At 68.4% G+C, this 20,573-nt stretch carries 19 protein-coding genes; 8 read left to right on the top strand and 11 right to left on the bottom strand.

Annotated features, from left to right (window positions below; all coding sequences use genetic code 11):
• Positions 1 to 885: a metal ABC transporter permease gene (locus ACZ7SW_RS23280; protein ID WP_470232505.1), complete on the top strand. Its 885-nt coding sequence runs from the start codon at positions 1 to 3 to the stop codon at positions 883 to 885.
• A 68-nt stretch (positions 886 to 953) separates the two neighbouring features.
• Here ACZ7SW_RS23280 and ACZ7SW_RS23275 read toward each other — a convergent pair whose 3' ends face one another.
• The 5 genes from ACZ7SW_RS23275 to ACZ7SW_RS23255 form a co-directional block, all read right to left on the bottom strand.
• Positions 954 to 1,172, bottom strand: a complete 219-nt coding sequence (locus ACZ7SW_RS23275; protein ID WP_470232504.1) for a hypothetical protein — start codon at positions 1,170 to 1,172, stop codon at positions 954 to 956.
• Positions 1,173 to 1,395: 223 nt separating this feature from the next.
• Complete coding sequence (locus tag ACZ7SW_RS23270; protein ID WP_470232503.1) at positions 1,396 to 2,712, bottom strand: alginate O-acetyltransferase AlgX-related protein; 1,317 nt, start codon at positions 2,710 to 2,712, stop codon at positions 1,396 to 1,398.
• Positions 2,713 to 2,764: 52 nt separating this feature from the next.
• Positions 2,765 to 3,988, bottom strand: a complete 1,224-nt coding sequence (locus ACZ7SW_RS23265) for a DUF445 domain-containing protein (RefSeq protein ID WP_470232502.1) — start codon at positions 3,986 to 3,988, stop codon at positions 2,765 to 2,767.
• 98 nt (positions 3,989 to 4,086) lie between these two features.
• On the bottom strand, positions 4,087 to 5,262 hold the full coding sequence (locus tag ACZ7SW_RS23260; protein WP_470232616.1) for a DUF445 family protein: 1,176 nt from the start codon (positions 5,260 to 5,262) through the stop codon (positions 4,087 to 4,089).
• 83 nt (positions 5,263 to 5,345) lie between these two features.
• Positions 5,346 to 6,575, bottom strand: coding sequence for a DUF445 family protein (locus ACZ7SW_RS23255; protein ID WP_470232501.1), 1,230 nt, complete (start codon positions 6,573 to 6,575; stop codon positions 5,346 to 5,348).
• Between the two features lie 130 nt (positions 6,576 to 6,705).
• Here ACZ7SW_RS23255 and ACZ7SW_RS23250 point away from each other — a divergent pair, with 130 nt between their 5' ends.
• Positions 6,706 to 8,391 (top strand): coiled-coil domain-containing protein, encoded by a 1,686-nt coding sequence (locus ACZ7SW_RS23250; protein ID WP_470232500.1) that lies wholly within the window; start codon positions 6,706 to 6,708, stop codon positions 8,389 to 8,391.
• Positions 8,392 to 8,813: 422 nt separating this feature from the next.
• Here ACZ7SW_RS23250 and ACZ7SW_RS23245 read toward each other — a convergent pair whose 3' ends face one another.
• The 4 genes from ACZ7SW_RS23245 to ACZ7SW_RS23230 form a co-directional block, all read right to left on the bottom strand.
• Positions 8,814 to 10,253 carry an FGGY-family carbohydrate kinase gene (locus tag ACZ7SW_RS23245; RefSeq protein ID WP_470232499.1) on the bottom strand — a complete coding sequence of 480 codons (1,440 nt, stop codon included), beginning with the start codon at positions 10,251 to 10,253 and terminating at the stop codon, positions 8,814 to 8,816.
• Complete coding sequence (locus tag ACZ7SW_RS23240) at positions 10,250 to 11,581, bottom strand: MFS transporter (protein ID WP_470232498.1); 1,332 nt, start codon at positions 11,579 to 11,581, stop codon at positions 10,250 to 10,252. Before ACZ7SW_RS23240 ends, ACZ7SW_RS23245 begins: the two co-directional genes overlap by 4 nt.
• A 76-nt stretch (positions 11,582 to 11,657) precedes the next feature.
• A complete protein-coding gene (locus ACZ7SW_RS23235) occupies positions 11,658 to 12,452 on the bottom strand; it encodes a DeoR/GlpR family DNA-binding transcription regulator (protein WP_470232497.1) in 795 nt (264 codons plus the stop codon).
• Positions 12,453 to 12,459: 7 nt separating this feature from the next.
• Complete coding sequence (locus tag ACZ7SW_RS23230; RefSeq protein ID WP_470232496.1) at positions 12,460 to 13,071, bottom strand: histidine phosphatase family protein; 612 nt, start codon at positions 13,069 to 13,071, stop codon at positions 12,460 to 12,462.
• 104 nt (positions 13,072 to 13,175) lie between these two features.
• On the opposite strand from ACZ7SW_RS23230, the gene ACZ7SW_RS23225 reads away from it, so the two are divergent.
• From ACZ7SW_RS23225 to ACZ7SW_RS23200, 6 genes are read left to right on the top strand one after another with little or no spacing between them, the layout of a single operon-like run.
• A complete protein-coding gene (locus ACZ7SW_RS23225) occupies positions 13,176 to 13,859 on the top strand; it encodes an HAD family hydrolase (protein ID WP_470232495.1) in 684 nt (227 codons plus the stop codon).
• 3 nt (positions 13,860 to 13,862) lie between these two features.
• A complete protein-coding gene (locus ACZ7SW_RS23220) occupies positions 13,863 to 15,548 on the top strand; it encodes a dihydroxyacetone kinase family protein (RefSeq protein ID WP_470232494.1) in 1,686 nt (561 codons plus the stop codon).
• Positions 15,548 to 16,003 (top strand): ribose-5-phosphate isomerase, encoded by a 456-nt coding sequence (locus ACZ7SW_RS23215; RefSeq protein ID WP_470232493.1) that lies wholly within the window; start codon positions 15,548 to 15,550, stop codon positions 16,001 to 16,003. Before ACZ7SW_RS23220 ends, ACZ7SW_RS23215 begins: the two co-directional genes overlap by 1 nt.
• Positions 16,004 to 16,056: 53 nt before the next feature.
• Positions 16,057 to 17,097 (top strand): 2-hydroxyacid dehydrogenase, encoded by a 1,041-nt coding sequence (locus ACZ7SW_RS23210; RefSeq protein ID WP_470232492.1) that lies wholly within the window; start codon positions 16,057 to 16,059, stop codon positions 17,095 to 17,097.
• A complete protein-coding gene (locus ACZ7SW_RS23205) occupies positions 17,094 to 18,542 on the top strand; it encodes an FGGY family carbohydrate kinase (protein ID WP_470232491.1) in 1,449 nt (482 codons plus the stop codon). The genes ACZ7SW_RS23210 and ACZ7SW_RS23205 overlap by 4 nt, the downstream gene beginning before the upstream one ends.
• Positions 18,543 to 19,193, top strand: coding sequence for a class II aldolase/adducin family protein (locus ACZ7SW_RS23200; RefSeq protein ID WP_470232490.1), 651 nt, complete (start codon positions 18,543 to 18,545; stop codon positions 19,191 to 19,193).
• A gap of 187 nt (positions 19,194 to 19,380) precedes the next feature.
• On the opposite strand, the gene ACZ7SW_RS23195 is transcribed toward ACZ7SW_RS23200, so the two are convergent.
• Both ACZ7SW_RS23195 and ACZ7SW_RS23190 read right to left on the bottom strand, forming a co-directional pair.
• Positions 19,381 to 19,809, bottom strand: coding sequence for a hypothetical protein (locus ACZ7SW_RS23195; RefSeq protein ID WP_470232489.1), 429 nt, complete (start codon positions 19,807 to 19,809; stop codon positions 19,381 to 19,383).
• 175 nt (positions 19,810 to 19,984) lie between these two features.
• Positions 19,985 to 20,350 carry a hypothetical protein gene (locus ACZ7SW_RS23190; protein ID WP_470232488.1) on the bottom strand — a complete coding sequence of 122 codons (366 nt, stop codon included), beginning with the start codon at positions 20,348 to 20,350 and terminating at the stop codon, positions 19,985 to 19,987.
• Positions 20,351 to 20,573 lie beyond the last annotated feature (223 nt).

Raw genomic sequence — 20,573 nt, 5'->3', positions numbered from 1 at the left:
TTGGACGGCATGTTCGACTTCGCCAAGACGTGGGAGCTGATCGCGGAACTGGACAGCGTCCGCATCGCGCTGATCGCCGCTGCGGTGCTTGGCTTGCTGGCCGGCGTGCTCGGCCCGCTGATCGTGATGCGCCGCATGTCCTTCGCGGTGCACGGCACGTCCGAACTGGCCTTCACCGGCGCGGCGGCCGCACTGCTGCTTGGCGTCGGCGTGGAATACGGCGCACTGGCCGGTGCGGTGGCCGCCGCGCTGCTGCTGGGAATTCTGGGGATCCGCGACTCCGACCGCGATTCGGTCATCGGCGTGATCCTGTCCTTCGGGCTGGGCATGGGCGTCCTGCTGCTGTCGTTCTACAAAGGACGGTCGGCGAACAAATTCGGCATCCTGACCGGTCAGATCATCACCGTGGACAGCACGAACCTGACCGCCTTGGTGATCTCCGCGGCCGCGGTGCTGGCCGTGCTGTCGCTGATCTACCGGCCGCTGCTGTTCGCCAGCGTCGACCGCGCGGTCGCCGAGGCGCGCGGGGTTCCGGTCAAGACGCTGACGGTGCTGTTTTCCCTGCTGGTCGGTGTTGCGACGGCGCTGAGCGTGCAGGTGGTCGGGTCACTGCTGGTGGTCGCTTTGATGGTGACCCCTGCTGCGGCCGCCGCCCGGGTGACGGCGAGCCCGCTGCGCGCGACGGTGTTGTCGGTGGTGTTCGCGGAGATTTCCGCACTGGGCGGGATCGTGCTGTCGCTGGCCCCGGGGTTGCCGGTGAGCGCGTTCGTGACTTCGATTTCTTTCTTGATCTACTTGGTGTGCCGGGTGATCGCGTGGGTCCGCGACCGTCGGCGCGGGGTGCGGACGAGCCCGGTGGAAGTGGCCCCGGTTCCGGTCGGCTAGCTCGGGCGGCGGCGGGACGACCAGCCGATCCACCGAAGCGGGTTGTTCCCGCCAGGCGACCAGACTCTTCATCCGGGCTTCGGCGAACGGGCGCGAGAAAGCGGGAAAAGCTTCGGCGTCACCGCGTTCACCCACGCCGCGATCTCGCCAGGCAACACAGCCGCGACGCTGTCCGAGTCGGTCAGATCGCCCGCGACGACAGCGACACCAGGAGAGTTCGGGGTGCCGGGCGAGGCCGCGAGCCCGTCCGCCGGCACCGAAAACCACGATCGGACTGTTTCGCTCATCAGGCACCATGCGCGCGACGGTGGCTTCGGAAAACTGGTTACTTCAACGAAACCGGAGGTCACCGGAGATGTCCGCCGGTGCCCAGTTCAGCACCCGGATGGATCCGGTGTGCCCGATGGCCGCCTTCCCCTTCCACATCGGCGGGAAGTGGACCGGAGGCCAATCCGCCCTGCGTCACCTACGAGCTGACCGACCTGCTGGCCCACCGCGACAACGCACCGGCTACCGGATCGGGTGCTGCGCCAACGCCGTCTTCACCGCCGCGATGAACCCCTCGTCAGTGAACGGCACCAACCCGCCCGCGACATTCCGCTCCACCGCCTGCAACACCACCACGTGCGAGTTCACGAACTGGTCCACCGCCTGCGACTGCGGCGTCTTGTCCGTCGAATACGCGAGATACGTGAGATTCGTGAACGCCGCCTCCAGATACCGCGACGACGCGAGACTGAACGAGTCGCCGTAGACCAGGGTCGGCTGGTCGATCGTGCCGACGATCGGCGGGGCCGAGCGGTGCACCGGCTGGTCGATGCTCCCGACGAATTCTCCCGCGCGGTCGGTGACGCCGTCCGGGCGCAGGTTGTACCGCGTGTTCGTCTTGACGCCGGTTTGGCCGAGCAGCAGCGGCAGATCCGCGACCGCGTCGTACTGGCCGTCCGGGGCGCTCAGCCAGCTGTTCGTGGCACCCGGCTTGAGGGTGTCGGCGAGCGCGCGGGTCAGCACGAGGCCGCCTTCGTCGCGCCAGTGCGTGTCGTTGGGGGCGTAGATGGGGTGCCCGACCCGGGCCGCCTCGGCGGCGAGTTGCGGGCGCAGGTCGAGCGAGTGGCCTTCGGTGGTGATCTTGTACCAGTCGTTCGGCGAGGCGGCCTGCGAACATTCCTTGCCCGGGTAACTGGCGGGCAGGAACTGCGGCACCATCGTCGTCTTGTCCGGCGTCACCACGAACACGAACTTCCGGCCGGACGCCTCGACGGCCGAGCGCAGTTCGTCGATCCGCTTCATCGTGGTGTCGATGTCCTGGGTCGGCGTGCACTTCGCCTCGGAGTCGTAGCCGTAGTACAGCCAGCCGTCCGCGCCCTGGACCACCTTGCGGTACCCGGCCTGGCTGGAGCCCGGTCCGCTCGGCACCGCCGGACCCGTGTTCGGTGCGCCCGGCTGCTGCAGCGGCGGTGCCGGGATGGGGCCGTTGCTCGACGCCGAACCCTGGTCGAGCGGCGCGGCCTCGCCGAAGACGCCCTCGCTGATCCCGTTCGCCGCGTTGATCGCGCCCGCTCGGAACGACAGCTGATCCGTCGCCCATTTGGGCAGGTTGGTGAAGAACCCGAACCCTTCGCCGAGGTTGGGGAATCCGGCGAGCTTGTGGTTCTCGATCTCGCTCGGGCGGACCCCGACGACCCACAGCATGGTCGGCGTCACGAAGAACAACAGGGCGCTGACCAGCGCGGTCAGCTGCCGCTTGCCGTGCCGCGGGCGATGCAGCGCGTGCTCGCGGGGCAGATAGGCCTCGTGGACTGCGGGCAGCTGCGGTGGCTCGGACACGCCCTCACGTTAGTCATATCGAGTGAGCCCGGCGCGAACAACCGCCGAAAACTCAGCCGAGCATGAGGAGGACTTGCAGCTCGCCGACGAGGAACCCGATCACGCCGCCGACCGCGATCAGCTTCCACTCGTCCTGCCGGAACGCCGGCCGCAGCAGGCCTTCGAACTCCAGTGGCGTCAGCGCGAGCATCCGCTGCTCGACCATCTTCGCCACGTCCATCGCCTCGGTCAGGTACCCCTCGGCGTAGCGCGCGGTCAGCGGCATCTCGGCCAGCGCCCGCTGCGCCGCGGCGTGCTTCATCTCCTGCAGCCGCTGCGCCCCGACGGCAAGCGCGACCACCGGTTTCGCGGCGCTGACCTGCGCGTCCACCGCGTGGCCGACAGCGCGTTCGACCATCGCCACGAGCCGATCCGACTTCGGGCCGCGCAGCAGGGCGTCGAGCAGATTCGGGACGGTCAGCACTTCGTTGGCGACCAGTTCGCCGTACTGCCGGGCCACTTCGGCCCGCCGCCGCTGGAACTTGCCCTGCAGGATGACCCGGCCCAGCCGCACCGGTTCGCGCGGCAGGAAGATCATCTTGATCGCCAGCCAGTCGGTGAACAGCCCGATCGCGCCGCCGAAGATCGGCAGCACCAGCGGCTGCCGGGTGAACGCCCACACCAGGGCCTGGACCAGGCCGAGCATGAAGCCGAAGACGATCCCGGCGCGCGCGATGAACGTCATCTCCGGCCGGGACGTTTCGCGGATCAGCCGGACCAGCAGCGCGCGGTCTCGGGTGAGCCGTTCGACCGTCATGTGCCGGACGTCGAGTACCTCGTCGAGGTTGTCGCGGACCTCGTCCAGGAACTCCCGCACCAGCTGCGGAGTGCTGGCCTGCACCTGTTTGATCAGCAGTTCCTGCGCGATCGTGGGCATGACCTCCCACAGCCGCGGATGATGCTGTTCGAGCACGTCGCGGGCGATCCCGTCGACCGCGCGCAGCAGCGGTTGTTCGAGTTCGCGGGTGATGATCACCGGGTCGACGCGGGCGAAGACCTCTTCGATGTCGAGCAGGTTCGCGGTGAGCAGATCGGTGGCGATCGCGGCCATCCGGCCGCCGTGCTTCGGCACCACGCCCTGCCAGCCGAGGAACGGCCGGATGCCGATGAATTCGAGGGGGCGGAACATCATCTCGATCGCGACGCGCTTGGTGACGTAACCGATCAGCGCGGCGACGAACGGCATCGAGACGTACACCGGCCAGTGCCGCGCGAAATCGTCCAGCACCGCGTCCACCGGGTCTCCCTCCCCGCTCCGGAAGGAAACCGTATCGTGTGCGCACTCCTCCACGTCCTCCCCACCACCGCCCTCAACGGAGCGGCGAGGCCGCGCGATCATCCCAAAAGAAGCAACGCCTGCAGTTCGCCGACCAGCCCGCCGATCACCGCGCCGACCGCGATCAGCTTCCATTCGTCCTGCCGGAACGCGGGCCGCAGCAGCTGTTCGAACTCGAGCGGGCTGAGCCGGCGCATCCGGTCCACGATCGTGTTGCGGACGTCGAGCGCGTTGATCGCGTACGTCTCCGCGTGCCGGATGGTGTCCGGCACCCGCTCGGCGGCTTTCGCGGCGGCGACCTGCTTCATTTCCTGGAACCGTTTCGTGCCCACCGCGATCGCGACGAACGGTTTCACGACGCTCGCCTGCGCGTCGATCGTCTTCTGCACCTCACGGCTGATCAGCGAGAACAACCGGTCCGCTTTCGGCCCGCGCAGCACGGCTTCGAGCAGATTCGGGACGGTGATGATCTCGCGCGCGATCATGTCACCGTAGTCGGCGGCGACCTCGTCGCGGCGCTTCTGGAACACGCCCTGCCAGCTGTAGAAGCCGAAGAACCGTTTCGGCTCACGCGGCAGGAAGATCATTTTGAGCGCGAGCCAGTCGGTCAGCCAGCCGATCGCGAGGCCGAACAGCGGCAGCACGATCGGCGACTTCGTCAGCGCCCAGACGAGCAGCTGCACGCAGCCGAGAATGAACCCGAACCAGATGCCCGACCGCGCGATGAACCGCATTTCCGGCCGCGAGATGTCGCGGATCAACCGGTTGAGCAAAGCCTTGTCGCGCACCAGATTCGTGACGACCATGTGCTTGAGGTCGAGCACGTCCTCGATGTTCTGGGAAATCTCGCGCATGATCTTTGTGATCGCCCGCGGCGCTTCCGCCTGCACGCGTTTCAGCAGCAGCTGTTGCGCGCCGGACGGCAGCATTTCCCACAGCCGCGGCTGGTAGGTCTCCATCACCTCGCGGGTGACGTCCTCGACCACGCGCAGCAGCGGCTGTTCGATCTCCTTCGCGACCTGCTCCGGGTCGAGCCGGGCGAAGATCTCCCGCGGGTCGACGAGGTTGGTGGTGAGCATTTCGGTCGCGGTCGTCGCCATCCGCTCGGCGTTCGCGGGCAGCACGCCCTGCCAGCCGAGGAAGGGTCGCAGGCCGACGAATTCGAGCGGCTGGAACATCATCTCGATGGCGACGCGCTTGGTGACGTAGCCGATCAGCGCCGCGATGAACGGCATGGAGACGTACACCGGCCAGTGCTCGGCGAAAGTGTGCACGCGCGTCCCCTCCGTGTCGCTCACCGGAACGGTAACCCGCGCGCTCAGTGGAGCAGGAGCAGGACCTGCAGTTCGCCGACCAGCCCGCCGATCACCGCGCCGACCGCGATCAGCTTCCACTCGTCCTGTTTGAACGCCGGCCGGAGAATGCCCTCGAACTCCAAGGGCGTCAGCTGCTGCATCTTGTCGACGATGGTGTTGCGGACGTCGAGCGCGTCGGTCGCGTAACTCTCGACGTGCTTGACGGTCTCCGGCAGATACGCGATCGCCTTCTCCGCGGCGGCCTGCTTCATCTGCTGGTACTCGCGTCCGCCGACAGCCAGCGCGACCAGCGGTTTCGCCAGCCCGGCCTGCGCATCGACGGTCCGCTGCACTTCCCGCGTGACGAGCGCGAACAACTTGTCCGCACGCGGCCCGGTCAGCACGGCCTCCAGCACATTGCCCGCGGTGAGGACTTCTTCCGCGATCAACGCGCCGTAATCCGCGGCGACCTGCGCGCGGCGTTTCTGGAACATTCCCTGCCAGGTGAAGAACAGGAACCGGCGCGGCTGACGCGGGTAGAAGATCATTTTGAGCGCGAGCCAGTCCGTGACGAAGCCTGTGACGAAACCGAAGATCGGCATGATCACCGGTTGTTTCGTGAGTGCCCACGCGATGAGCTGCACGAGCCCGATCACGAATCCGAAGCCGATCCCGCTGCGCGCGATGAACCGGAATTCGGGTGCCGCGACCTCGCGGATCAACCGGCAGGTGAGCGATTTGTCCCGGACCATCGCGTTGATCAGCATGTCGTTGACGTCGAGAACTTCGTCCACATTGGCCGACACTTCCCGCATCAGCCGCTTCACGACGACGGGCGCCTGCGCGCGGACGCGGTCCACCAGGAGTTGCTGGGCGCGAGCGGGCAGCAACTCCCACAGTCGCGGCTGATAGGTCTCGAACACCTCGCGAGTGACCTCGTCGACCGCTTTCAGCAGCGGTTCTTCCAGCTGCGCGACCATTTCCTCCGGATCGAGCCGAGCGAAGACCTCGCGCGGGTCGAGGAGGTTCTTGGTCAACAGGTCGACCGCGGTGGTGGCCATCCGCCGCGAGTTGGCCGGGATGACGCCCTGCCAGCCGAGGAAGGGCCGGATGCCGCGGAACTCGAGCGGCCGGAACATCATCTCGATAGCGACGCGTTTGGTCAGGTAGCCGATGAGCGCCGCGATGAACGGCATGGTCGCGTACACGTGCCAGTGCGCGGCCAGGTCGGCGGCGATGGCTGAAAGGTCCATGCGTCTGCCCCGTTCGCCCGCGCGGTAGGTCGAGGGGACAGGATGCCATGCGTGACGTCGGGTTTCGCGCTTCGTAATACAGCCGTTTGGCGGTACTTGCCGCAGGTGCCCCGCTCACTAAGGTAGCCCGATGGTCGCGCCCGAAAAGCCGCAGCACCCCGCCTTTGCTGTTACCCGCAAGGGTTACGACCCGCACCAGGTCGACGCCCGCATCGCCCAGCTGACCAGCGAACTGAGCACGACCTCCCACGGCCGGGACGAGGCGGTGGCCACGGCGGGCGAGCTCACGAAGGCCCTGACCACGGCCCAGTCGGAGCTTTCCGAGGCCAAGGCCGCGCTAGTCCGGGTCACCTCAAGCCCGGCGGGCGCGGGCGCGATCTCCGAGCGCGTGCGGATGATGGTGCAGCTGGCCGAGGAGGAAATCGCCGACCTCCGCCGCTCAGCGGAAGCGGACGCGACCTCCACCCGCGGCGAAGCGGACCGCTACGCCCACGAAACCCAACGGGCAACGGACAAAGCGGCTAAAGAAGCGGAAGCCGAACGCCAGCGTCTGCTGACTGAGACCCACGCCGAACTGGCTGCGCGGTCGGAGGCTTTGGACGCCCGGGTCGCGGCAGCGGAGAAGGATTTGGCTTCGCGACAGGCGGATCTGGAATCCCGGATCGCTGCTGCGGAAGCGGATATCGCTACTCGCACGGCCGCCGCGGACGAGGAGATCGCGACCCGCCTGGCGGACCTGGAGGCGCGGCTTAAGGCGGGCAACGAAGATATCGCCACCCGCACTGCGGCGGCTGATGAAGATATCGCTACTCGGACCGCTGCGGCCGATTCGGATATCACCACCCGCCTGGCAGCGGCTGAGAAGGACATCGCCACGCGCACCGCTGCCGCCGATTCGGATATCGCTACTCGCACGGCTGCGGCTGATGCGGATATCGCCACGCGCACCGCCGCGGCCAATGAGGACATCGCCTCCCGCACCGCCGTGGCCGACGCGGAGATCGCGTCCCGCACCGAGGCCGCCGACCGCGCCCGCACCGAAGCCGACGAACTCTCCGCCACCGCCCGCGCCGAAGCAGATCGGGCGGCGCTGGCCGCTCGCACCCAGGCCGACGAAGCCGCGGCCGAAGCCCGAGCCAAGGCAGACGCCGAATCCCAACACGCCCGCCTGGCCGCGGACGCCGAAGCCCGCCGCATCCGCGACGAGAAGGACGCCGAAGCCCTCCGCGTCCGCACCGAAGCCGACGAAGCAGCCGCCCAGGCCCGCGCCGAGGCAGACGCCGCAGCCGAAGCCGCCCGCCTCGCAGCCGACGAAGAATCGGCCCGAGTCCGCGCCGAAACCGACGCCGCCGCCGAAGCCAAGGCCGCCAAGGCCCGAGCCGAAGCCGACCGTCGAGCGTCGGAAGAGATCGCCATCAAAAAGGCACAGGCCGAAACCGCCCTCGCCGACGCCCTCGAAAAGCAAACCGAAGCCACCGAATCGCGCACCCTGGCCCTGGACCTGCGCACGAAGGTCGCCGACCGGATCGCTGCCACCAACGAGGCCGTCCAAGAGGCATTGCGCTTTCTCGGTACGCAGGAAGAGGAAGCAACCCCTGCGGAGCCTCCGCAGGCTTCAGCCGACACGCCTTCGCCGACTGACTCGCCCGCGCCTGCCCTACCCCAGCCGACCCCGCGCCCAGCTGCATCCGCGTCTCCAGACGCCCCGGCTGCCGGAGACGGGCAGGCACCCGCCAAACCCGCGGACCCGCCTGCCCCGCGGACCGGCAACGGCAACGGCCGCCGTCCCGGTCGCCCTCGCGCAGGCCGTTCCTGACCTGCTTGCTTTCGCATTCAGTCGCATCGGCGGCTCCGGACGCGGCGCTGCCGCAGACGCGCAGGCAACCGCTAAGCCCGCGGACCCGCCTGCCCCGAGGACTGGCAACGGTCGCCGTCCTGGTCGCCCCTGCGCAGGCCGTTCCTGACCCTGCTCGCTCCCGCATCCAGTCGCATCCGCGGTTCCGGACGCACCGGCTGCCGCACACTCGCAGGCGAGTGGTCGGCCACGGGGTGGACGAACGTCGTGGCTGGCCTGATCTCCGCGATCGTCTCCGCGACGGTGCGGCCGCCGCGCCGCTGACTCCGGGTAACCCGGCTCGATCACCCCGGCGAATTCGTCCTTCGACCGCCGCCCTCCAGCCAAGATCGGCCGACCAAGCACCGAGCCCTAGCCTCGAAACGGGATGGCCCCCAGTCGCATCACCCCGCCGCCACCGTGAAAAGTTCCTCGTCGATCCAGCCCCGGTCCCGCAGTTCCCGGCAAAATCGTTGGTACGAAACCAACATCGCCGCTGCCTCACGAGCATCCGGCTCGACGAGCGACCCTGCCGGCATCTCCCTGCACACCGCGCTCAGCCCGCCCGGCGTGCACCCTGCCGCCGCGAGGAGTGCCGCGCCGTATCCCGTTTCTGCCTGCGATGCCACCTGCAACCCAAGCCCGCTCACGGTAGCCCGGATGTTAGTCCACAAAGGACTCTTGCTGCCGCCGCCCGCCGCGAGGAGCGGTTCGTGGACCGGAACGCCCAGTCGTCGCAGGTGGTCCAAGGCGAGTCGCTCCAGGAAGGCGACTCCTTCCAGCCGAGCACGGTGCAGTTCGACCTCGTCCGCTGGAGTGCCGAGGACGAAACCTTCCGCATCGCCGTGGGTAAAGGGAAACCGTTCTCCCTTGCGACGCAACGGGAACGCCACCACCTCGGCTGGGCCACGGGCAGCAGCAGCCGCATCCAGTACGGCCAGCCGTGGACTGTCCGAAACGGACTCACCGCCGGTGTTCGACGCGCCGCCTGGCAGCCACCAACCGTCTGGATGCCGATGGCTGTACATGACTCCCGTGGGATCCGGCACCAGGGATTCTGTGACGCCCTTCAGGACATACGTGGTCCCAAGAATCCCGACGAACCGCCCCGGTTCGACCGCGCCTGCGGCCAACTGCCCGGCGCATCCGTCCGTCATGCCCGCCACCACGAGACATCCGGCGGGCAATCCGGCCGTCGGCACCGGAATCTCGCCGAGCACACTCGTCGGCGCCACCACCGGCGGCAACATCCCGTCCGGCACGCCCAATCCGGCGAACACCTCGGACGGCCATTCCTCAGCGAGCGGGTCGTAGCCGCTTTTGAGCGCGTGCGACCAATCCGCCGCGACCGGATGTCCGGTCAGTTTCGCCGCGATCATCTCCGGCGTGTGCCGGATGGCCACCGCCTCGGTGCGCTCGGCCAGCCACGCGATCCGGCCGAGCGCTGCGGTCGGCGAGACTCCCGAACCCAGTGCCTGCCATCGGTTGGCACCGAGTTCCACGGCTTTCGCGTTGTAGTCCGCGCCGCGCCGGTCGTCGTACATCAACGCGGGCGTAACCGGTTCGCCTGCGGCATCGACTCCGACGATCGTTCCGGACGTCGCCGCGATCGCCACCGCCGAGACTTCCGCGCCGCGTCCGGGCAGTGCGGAAGTGACCTCGTTCAGCACCGAACCGACCGCGGGCCACCACGCCGACGGATCCTGTTCGCTGCGGCCACCGCCCGCGCGCACCGGCGCCGGCAGCGACGCCGATGCGGTGGCGAGGACCGAGCCGCCGCGCACCGCGAAGGCGCGAACCCCCGCGGTGGCGACGTCGATGCCGACCGAGACCTGCTCGTTCACGCCGTGCTGACCCTTTCTTCGACGTCCTGCAGGCTGCCGTCGCTCGCGAGTGCCTTCTCGGTTTCCTCAGGCAGTTTCAGGAATCGCACCAGCACCGCGGCCACCAGATACAGCGCGGCGAAGATGATGACCACCCCAGCGGCACCGGCAGGCCCGAGGAACAGCGACACAATCGCCGGCCCGACGAACGCCGCCGCGCCCGCGCCGAGGTTCAGCAGAGCCATCGCACCGCCCTTGTGCTCCGGGGCCAGCGACGGCAGCAGCGCGGAGATCGGCACGAACCCGGCGAGTGTCGCGCCGTAGAGCGCGCCGACGATCAGCGCGAGCCAGTAATACTGCGCGCCCATCGCGACCGGCACGAAGTACAGCAGCAGGATCGAGATCGCGCAGCCGATCGCGCCGAACCAGAAAATCGTGGTGCGCCAGCCGATCCGGTCGCTCAGCACGCCGAAGATCAGATTGAAGAAGATGTTCGTCCCGTAGATCACCGACACCAGCAGCAGCCAGCGGCTCTCCCCGAACCCGATCTGGGAGATGAAGATCGTGGGGAAGAACACCAGCATGCCGAATTCGGGCGCGGTGTTGATGACCCGCACGATCATGCCCACGCCGACCCGCGGTTTCTTCCACGCGATCGACACACTGGAAACCAGGCTCTGCACCGGTTTCACGTCCGGTGGCGCGAGCCTGCGATATCCCGTGCGCTGCCGGACTCCGAGCACCGCCACGAGTCCGCCGATCCCGAGCAGCACGACCGCGACCCACAACGTGCCGTAGTGGCCGAACAGCGGGTTGGTGAAGCTCGCGACGAGTGCGCCGAGGGTGGGCAGGCCGCCGGTGAAGGCGAAGTAGAACCAACCGACCGCCGCGCCGAGCCGGGCGACCGGAGCCACCGCGGTGATCCACACCAGGAAGCCGAACGCGAACATCGGATAGCCGAATCCGCGGATGCCGTAGCAGATCAGCATCGCCGCGTAGTTCCCGCTGGCCAGGCCGAGCGTCAGGAACAGCGCGTCGAACACCAGCCAGATGACCAGGCCGATGATCATCACCCGCCGCGGCCCCCACAGTTCGGACAGCGCGCCCGAGAGCCACGACGCCAGCATCACGGCGACGCCGTACACGGTGATCACGTACGACGCTTTGATTTCGGTGCCCGCGCCGTTGTCCGCCATGTACGGCGCGATGAAGCCGGACTCCACTCCGTCGCCGATCATGAACAGGAGCAGTCCGACATACCCGAGGAACAGGGGCGCGGGCAGCCCCCATTTCGTGAGCAAGCGCCCGAAGCCCGACTTGGGCAACTCCGCTGTTGCCGACTCGTTCATACACGCCTCCATGACGTCGAGATCGAACGTATCATGGACTGTGTGAACTTCGCACGCAAGAGTGTTATGAAGTCGATCAGTTGTCGGGATCTTCGGCGACCTGCACCTCGACCCGGCTGCGCAGCTCGTCGACGTAGTGCGGATCGGTGCCCTCGTCCACGATGAGCAGGTCGTAGTCGTCCAGCGGGGCCAGCCGGTGCAGGGCCGTGCGCTTCATCTTGCTGTGGTCCATCAGCAGCACCTTGTGCCGCGCGGCGGCCAGCATGGCCCGTTTGATCATCACGATCTCGGGCTCCTGGTGGAAGCTCATCGACGTGCTCATCGCCGAGGTCGACACGAACGCGATGTCCACCGAGAGCCGCTCGATCGACTCGATGCTCTGCATGCCGAGGAACGAGTCGTGGGTGGGCGAGTAGTCGCCGCCGATGCAGATCAGCCGCAGTTCGTGCACGTTCTTGAGCGCGTCGATCGCCGCGAGGTAGTTCGTGGCCACGGTCAGCGGCGTCACCTCGACCAGGAGCCTGGCCAGCGCGAGAGCGCTCGTGGAATCGTCGAGCAGAACCGACATGCCGGGCTCGACCTGCTCCACCGCGTGCATCGCGATCACCCGTTTGGCGTCGACGTGCGCGTTCATCCGGTATTCGGCATTGCTCTCGAACACCGTCGACGGCATCGCCGAGACCCCGCCGCGGTACTTCCGGACCAGGCCGCGCCGGGACAGTTCGTCGATGTCCCGGTGCACCGTCATCATGCTGACGCCGAGCAGGTCAACGAGCTCGCCGATGGTCGCCGAACCCTGCCGGAAGACGTGCTCGGTCAGCTTCTGCTGACGGTTCTCGCGGGGGTGGGCGGCAGGCTTTTCGCTCGACATGCCGTGATTATCGCGGTTCCACTGGGAGGTTGAAGCGCACCAGGGCTGTTCGGTCACCGCTCACCTCCAGTTCGGTGACGGCCGCGTTGTCCAATTGGGGAAACACGCTGCGGTAGCGGGACAACGGGATGCCGAGCAGCTGGCAGAGCGTGAGCCGCAGCAGCGTGTTGTGTGCGACCACCAGTGCGGTTCCGCTGGTCGCGGCGGCAATCGCCCTGATCGCGCGAGCCCCGCGCTCGGCCGCTTCGGCCGGATCGTCGGCACCGGGGAACGCGCCGGCGATCGGATCGGCGAGGAAGCGTTCGACCACCTCGGGATCGGTCTGGCGCACCTCGTCGCGGGTACGGCCCTCGGCGATGCCGAAATAGGTTTCCCGCAGGTCGGTGACGATTTCCGGGACCAGTTCAAGAGCCTCGGCCGCCGGTTCGATCGTGCGCCGGGCACGTCGTTGCGGCGAACAGAACAGCCCGTCCGGTTTCACCCGGCGGGCGTACGCGGCCAGCGCGCCGGCCTGGCGGATCCCCTCCTCGGTCAGCGCTACCTCGCTGGTGCCCGCGTAGCGGTTCTCCGCGTGCCATTCGGTCTGCCCGTGCCTGGCCAGCAGCAGCCGTGCGCCCACTCGTGCCCTCCTTGTGTGTGAACACCCTTGCGAACTTCTCAATCTCGCTGTTAACTTAACATTGCTCGTGTGAAACGGGCTCGCTATCTGAAGGGATCTGGTGGATGACGCTCGACGCGGTGGTGTTCGACCTCGACGGTGTCCTGGTGGAAAGTGAACACCTCTGGGAGGAGAACTGGGTCGCTTTCGCCGCTCGCCACCAGGTCGAGTGGACGGCGGAGGACACGGCCTCGGTACAAGGCATGAGCGCGCCCGAATGGGCTGGCTATCTCGCACGGCGGTGCGGGGTGCCGGACCAGGCGGACGAGGTGGAACGCGCGGTGGTCGACGGCATGATCGCCTCGATCGACGCGGGCGAAGCGCCACTGCTGCCCGGTGCGGGCGCGATGGTGCGCGAGGTCAGCGAACGGGTCCCGGTCGCGCTCGCGTCGTCGGCCGCCCGCCGGGTGATCGACGCGGTGCTGGAGAAACACCAGCTCACCGGTGAGTTCACCGCGACGGTGTCCAGCGCGGAGGTCGCGCGGGGCAAGCCGAATCCGGATGTGTACCTGGAGGCGGCGGCCCGGCTCGGCAAATCGGGCAGCGAATGCCTCGGGGTCGAGGACTCCAGCAACGGCATCCGGGCGGCGGCAGCGGCCGGGCTCACCGTGATCGCGCTGCCGAACCCGACGTACCCGCCGAAGCCGGACGCGCTGGAGCTGGCCAGCGCGGTGGCGGCGAGCAATGACGACGTCCGACTGAAGCTCCTGGCCTATCTGGCCGGTGAGCCGGTGGCTGCGAAGGACTGAACCATGACCACCTTGGGTTCCCCGGACACGTTCAAGCGGCAGTGGCTGGACGGGTTCGTCACCGCGTACGGCCGCACGGTCCAGAAGGTGCCGGATGCCTACGGCGTCGTTCGCCGCGAGACTCCGGCGCGTTCGAAGGTCGCGGTCGTGATCGGCGGCGGGTGCGGGCACTACCCGGCGTTCGCGGGTCTCGTCGGCCCTGGTCTGGCGGATGGCGCGGTGGTCGGAGATGTGTTCACGAGCCCGAGCGCGGAGCAGGTCTACCGCACGGCGAGGGCGGCGGACAACGGCGCCGGTGTCCTTTTCGGTTTCGGCAACTACCAAGGCGACGTGCTCCACTTCGGACTCGCCGCTCGCAGGCTGGCGGCGGAGGGCATCCCGAGCCGCACCATCCTGGTCACCGACGACATCGCGAGCGGTCCGGCGACCGAACCGGAGCGACGTCGCGGCGTGGCAGGCGATTTCCTGGTCTTCAAGATCGCGGGCGCGGCGGCGGAACGCGGCTACAGCCTCGACGCGGTGCACGAGGTCGCGGTGAAGGCGAACGCTCGCACGCGGACGTTCGGCGTCGCGTTCGGCGGTTGCACGCTGCCCGGTGCGGATGCGCCCCTGTTCACTGTCGCGGACCAGGAAATGGAGCTGGGCCTCGGAATTCACGGTGAACCGGGCGTGCGCACGGTGGGCCGGTTGTCCGCGGCGGAGCTGGCGGACGAACTGGTCGACGGCCTCCTGCCGGAGCTTCCGGCCGGCGACGGCCGGGTGGTCGTGCTGGTGAACGGGCTCGGCCGCACCAAGTACGAGGAAATGTTCGTCACCTACACCCGCGTGCACGAACGGCTCGCCCAGGCCGGGCTCAGCCCCGTGCACTCCGAGGTCGGGGAGTTCGTGACGTCGCTCGACATGGCCGGGGTTTCGCTGTCGATCCTGGTGCTGGACGACGAATTGGCCGAGTTGTACGCCGCGCCGTGCGACACCCCGGGCTATCGCACCAGCGGTGCCGAACTGGCCACGGTCGAGCTTGAGTCCACAGTGGACGAACTGCTGACCGCGGAGGCTCCGGGGACCAGCGTCGTCGACCGGGTGCTCACCGCGGCTTTGCGCGGCATCGAGGAGAACGAGGCCGAACTGGGCAGGCTCGACGCGGTGGCCGCGGACGGAGACCACGGGCTCGGCATGACCCGCGGAATGCGCGCCGCTGTCGCCGCCGCTCGGCGCGAGCCCGACACGGTTTCCGGTGCGTTGCTGGCCGCTGGCACGGCGTTCGCCGATGCGGCTGGTGGCGCCTCGGGCGCGTTGTACGGCGTGCTGCTGGCGGAAACCGGAGCTGGGCTGCGCGGCGTCGCTGCCAAGGACATCACCACCGCGATGCTCGCCGACGCGGTCGACGGCGCGGTTCGGGCGTTCTGCGAGCTGGGCAAGGCCGAACCGGGCGACAAGACGATGCTCGACGCGATCGAGCCGTTCCGGGCCACGCTGCGAGAGCAGGTGGGCTCGGAGGTAGTGCAGGCATGGCGGAAAGCCGCTGGAGCCGCGGTCGTGGCCGCGCAGGAGACCGCGCATTTGCGTCCGGCGAAGGGACGCGCGGCGCGGCTCGCGCAACGGAGCGAGGGGCATTCGGACCCAGGTGCGGTGTCGTTCTCGCTGCTGGTCACGGCAGTCGGCGAGGAGCTGGAAAGGAGCGCGGACTGATGCGCATCGTGGTGGCGGCGGACAACGCCGGGGTCGAACTGAAGAATCAGCTGCGCGACCTGCTGCAGGCCGACGAACGAGTCACCGAGGTGACCGACCTCGGCGTGCCGGACGCGGCGGACGACCGGGCGTACCCATTGCTGGGCTTGGCCGCGGCGGAAGCGATTGCCCGCGGCGAAGCAGACCGCGGCGTCCTGGTCTGCGGGACCGGCATCGGCATGGCGATTTCGGCGAACAAGGTTCCCGGCGTGCGGGCGACGGTCGCACACGATTCGTACTCCGCCGAGCGGTCGATCAAATCGAACGACTGCCAGGTGATCACCTTCGGAGCCCGCGCGATCGGCCCTGAGGTGGCGAAGAAGATCGTGGCCGAATGGGTCGGGTACCGCTTCGACCCGGCGTCGGCCAGTGCGACCAAGGTCGCGCACATCACCGAATACGAGAACACCCACTGACCAAGACGCCCGTCGTGGCGCACAATCGGCACAGAGCGAGTGAGGGAGCAGAGTTGCACATTCTCGCTGCGGGAGACCACTTCGTCAGCCCCGGCCTGCTGGCCGGAGCCGTCCGCGCGGAACTCGGCGGCGACCACGAGGTCGCCGAGCTGACGCTGCCGTGGCCGGTCGAGCCGTTCGGGCCGGTCGGCAACGTGCTGGAGGCCAGCGGTACCGAGGACCAGGTGATCGAGGCACTCGCCGGTGCCGAGGCCGTCGTCACGCAGATGGCACCCTTCACCAAGAAGGTCTTCGCCGCCGCGCCGGCGCTCAAGCTCGTGTCGGTGTGCCGGGGCGGGCCGGTGAACGTCGACCTCGCTGCCGCCACTGAGGCCGGCGTCGCGGTCACCTACGCGCCGGGACGCAACGCGGGCGCGGCGGCCGAGTTCGCGGTCGGCATGATCCTCGCCGCGATGCGGCGGATCTCGACGTCGTCGGCCGAACTGCTCGCCGGCACCTGGCGCGGCGACTACTACGCCTACGACCAGGCCGGGCTCGAGCTGGGCGGCACCACAGTCGGCCTCGTCGGATACGGCGCGATCGGGTCGCGGGTCACCAAGGTGCTGGTCGCCTTCGGGGCGAACGTCCTGGTGGCTGACCCCTATGCCGACGGTGCCGCGGTAGCGGCCGACGGCGCACAGCTTGTCGAACTTGACGACCTGCTCCGGCAGAGCCGCGTCGTGAGCCTGCACGCTCGGCTCACCGAGGAGACGCGGCACCTCATCAACGCGAGCAAACTCGCTCTCCTGCCAGAGGGCGCGGTCCTGGTGAACACCGCCCGCGGCGGCCTGCTCGACTACGCGCCGCTGCCCGAGGCTCTGCGTTCCGGTCGGCTCGGCGCGCTCGCCCTGGACGTCTACGACGTCGAGCCGCCGCCGGCGGACTGGGCGCTGCGCGATGCGCCCAACGTGATCGCGACCCCGCACCTCGCCGGCGCGAGCAGGCAGACCGCCGAGCGGGCGGCCGCGATCGTCGCGGCTGAGGTCGGCCGGTACGCGCGCGGCGAGCAGCTCGCCAACCTCGCGAATCCCGAGGTGCTGGAGCGACGGCCGTGATAGTCGGGGTCGACATCGGGACGTCGCTCACCAAGGCCGTGGTGTTCGACGAGGACGGCAGCTCCATCGCGAGCGCGTGCACGCCGTCCGAGGTGCGCCACCTTCCGGGCGGCCGGGTTGAGCAAGATCTCGACCAGGTCGTCGGCACGGTCGCGACGGTGGTGCGCGAGGTCGCGGCCGCGCTGCCCGAACCGGTGTCCGCGTTGGCGTTGACCGGACAGGGCGACGGGCTGTGGCTCCGCGACGAGGCGGGTGCCGCGGTGCACCCGGCCATCTCGTGGCTCGACGGCCGGGCGAACACGGTGCTCGCGAAATGGCAGGCGGACGGCGTGACCGCGGAAGTCTTCCGCCGCACCGGTTCCGGCATGTTCCCCGGCTGCACCGCGGCCATCATGTCCTATTTGGACACTCATGAGCCCGAGGTGCTGGACCGCGCGGCGGTGGCCGGATACTGCGTGGACGCGGTGTTGCAGCGGCTCACCGGCGAGATCACGGTCGACGTTTCGGATGCCTCCCTGCCGTTCCTGAACCCAGTCACCCGCAGCTACGACGACGGTGCGATCGAGGCCTGCGGTCTGGGACATCGCCGGTCCTTGCTCGCGAAACCCGCTCCAGCGAAATCGGTGTTCCGGCTCGACCGGCGCGGCGCCGCTTTGCTCGGGCTGCCAGTAGGACTGCCGGTCACCGCGGGGCCTTTCGACCTGCCGGCCAGTGCGATCGGTGCTGGCGTGCGGAAACCGGGAGACGGCATCCTCACCGCCGGGACCACCCTCGCCTGCCAGGTGCTCACCTCCGATCCCGCTTTCGACCCCGAAGCGGAACCGGCCGGCATGTTCCTGTGCACGCCCGACGAGCACGAGTACCTGCACGCGATGCCGGCGATGGTCGGTACCGCAGGCATCGATTGGGCCTGCGAGCTGCTGGGCATCAGCGTCGAGGAAATCGACCCGCTGCTGGCGAGCAGCAAACCAGGCGCTCAAGGGGTACGCGCCCTGCCGTTCCTTTCGGTATCCGGTGAACGCGCGCCGTTCGTCGACGCCGGAGCGCGCGCCCAATTCTCTGGGCTGAGCCTGGAAACCGGCCGAGCCGACCTAGTCCGGGCGCTCTGCGAGTCGATCGCTTACGCCGCACGGCATTGCTTTGACGCAGCCGGCCTGTCCGGACAGCTCTACGCCTGCGGCGGAGGAGTCCGTTCGCCCGAATGGCTGCAGATTTTCGCTGATGTGCTCGGCCGTCCGGTCGTGATCCCGAGTGATCCCGGCGTCGGTGCCCGCGGTGCCGTGCTCACCGCCGCGGACGCGCTGGGAAGGCCGTACGATCGGGATCGCTGGGCCGCGAACTCGCGAACGGTCGAGGCCCGGCCCGAAAATGTGGCTGACTACGAGCGCGGTTACGCCGACTACCAGGCTTCCCTGTCTGCCGCGCGCGGACTGTGGAGGCTGTGAATGATCCTGGAGAACGAGCGCGCCGCCGTGTGCGAGTACGCCCGCCGCCTGACCGCGGACGGCTTGGTCGTCGGCACGTCAGGCAACGTGTCGGCGCGGGCAGGCGACCTAGTTGCGGTGACCCCGACCGGCGTCGACTACGCCGCACTGACGCCCGCCGACATCCCCGTGGTTGACCTAGACGGCAACCTCGCCGACGGTGCCCTGAAGCCGACGAGCGAACTCCCGATGCACCTGGCCGTGTACACCCGGGCCAGCGATCCGGAATCCGCCCCGGTGAACGCGGTCGTGCACACGCATTCGGTACACGCGACCGCAGTGTCCACTTTGGTCACCGAGGTCCCGCCGATCCACTACATGCTCGCGGCAATCGGCCCCACCGCCCGAGTGGCCCCGTACGCGACCTACGGCACCACCGAGCTTGCCGACGCCATGCTGCAAGCCCTGGACGCCCGCCGAGGCTGCCTCCTGGCAAACCACGGCACTATCACCTATGGCGACTCGTTGTCGAGTGCGTACAGCCGGGCTCAGCAATTGGAATGGGTTTGCCAGGTGTGGCTGGTGGCTCGTTCCGCCGGTGCGCCGAATCTGTTGCCGCCAGCGGAAATCGAGCAGGTGGTGGAAAAACTGAAGGGATACGGCCAACGCTGATTGATCAACGCGAGGGCGGCGGGCCGCCTTGCTGGCCGCCCTGGCCTGGCGGGTATCCAGGTTGTTGCGGATACCTGGGCTGGGGCGGGTATCCAGGCTGTGGTGGGGCGGTCTGCGCCGGGTAACCGTTCTGCGGCAAGGGATTCCCCTGACCGGGCGGCATCGGGTCCCCAGTCTGGGCAGGAGTTCAGAGCTGACCAGGAACCCAGGGTTGCGGTGAAAATCCGGGCTGCGCAGGAACCCCTGGCTGACCCGGATACGCGGCACCCGGCTGAGGCGCGTACCCGGCTTGCGAGACCTGTCCGTCGTATCCCCGCGGCGTGAACTGCGCTGTCGTCCAAGCCGCTGGACCGTAGCCCGTTCCCACAGGCTGGGCGCCCGGAAGAACCTTGGAGACCGGAGGCAGCAGCATCGCGATCGCCGTCAGCCCGGCGACGATGGCCGTAATCCCCGTCTGAATTTCCACGACGGCAAGTGCGTGGCGCGAGAGCAAACGCGACAGCGAAACAATTGCCACCACCGCTTGCAGAACCGCAGGTACCACGAGAAAACGCGCCGGGCGCAGACCCCGCGTCGCGAGCAATGCCACTCCGGGCAGCACCGCGATACTCAGCACAGCCAACAGCGGATGTACGTAAGCCGCTGTCCCAACCATGGTTGATCATGGTCGCGGTTTCGGCCCGCAGCACGACAATCTCGCTGATACCGAGCGCTCCCGCGAGCACCAGAGCAAGGTTCCGCGCCTGTTTGGTCGGTCCGTGCGTACCGGGATAGCCTCGTCCGTTGTCCTGTCACGGCAGCGGGACGAGCGCTCCCATGCCCGCCCGTGCGAACTGGGTCGCCAACCGTTGCGGCAACGGATTCGGATACAAAATGATCGACGCGAACGGCGACGGAGTGTAACCGGCCCCACCGTTGCTCTGCAGGTGCACGCTGACGTGCACGTTGCGGTCAGCGGGAATCTCGAACGACACCGCACCCCAGGAAACGACGTACTGCCGGCCGTCGATCCCGGCGAACGGTATGTACGCACCGGCGTGGAAAATATGCGTGGAAATATCGATCGTGAGCAACCGTCGAGGCCCGTCATGCGGGTCGACGTACGGGATCACGTTCGGGGTGGAGGCCAAATCCGGTGGCTCGGGTGGGTCGGTCATCGTTCCGGGCCTTCCGTTAGGCAACGGACGAAGCTTACCCTCGGCCCGCTCCGGTAGAGGCTTATCGTCCTCGCAAGCGCCGATGCCACCACGGCCCGGGAGAGCCATGGGGATCCGGGAACGTCCTCCGGCGGAACTCGTCGTCAAGGCGCGCGACAATCTCGCGCAAGGCGCGGCCGCGGTTCGGGGGCAAGGTGCGGAGCACAAGCTCTAGCTCGTCGCG

Source organism: Amycolatopsis sp. NPDC114484, assembly GCF_055633755.1.
Note: the sequence above shows the minus strand (reverse complement) of the source record. Positions and strands in the feature narration are given on the sequence as shown.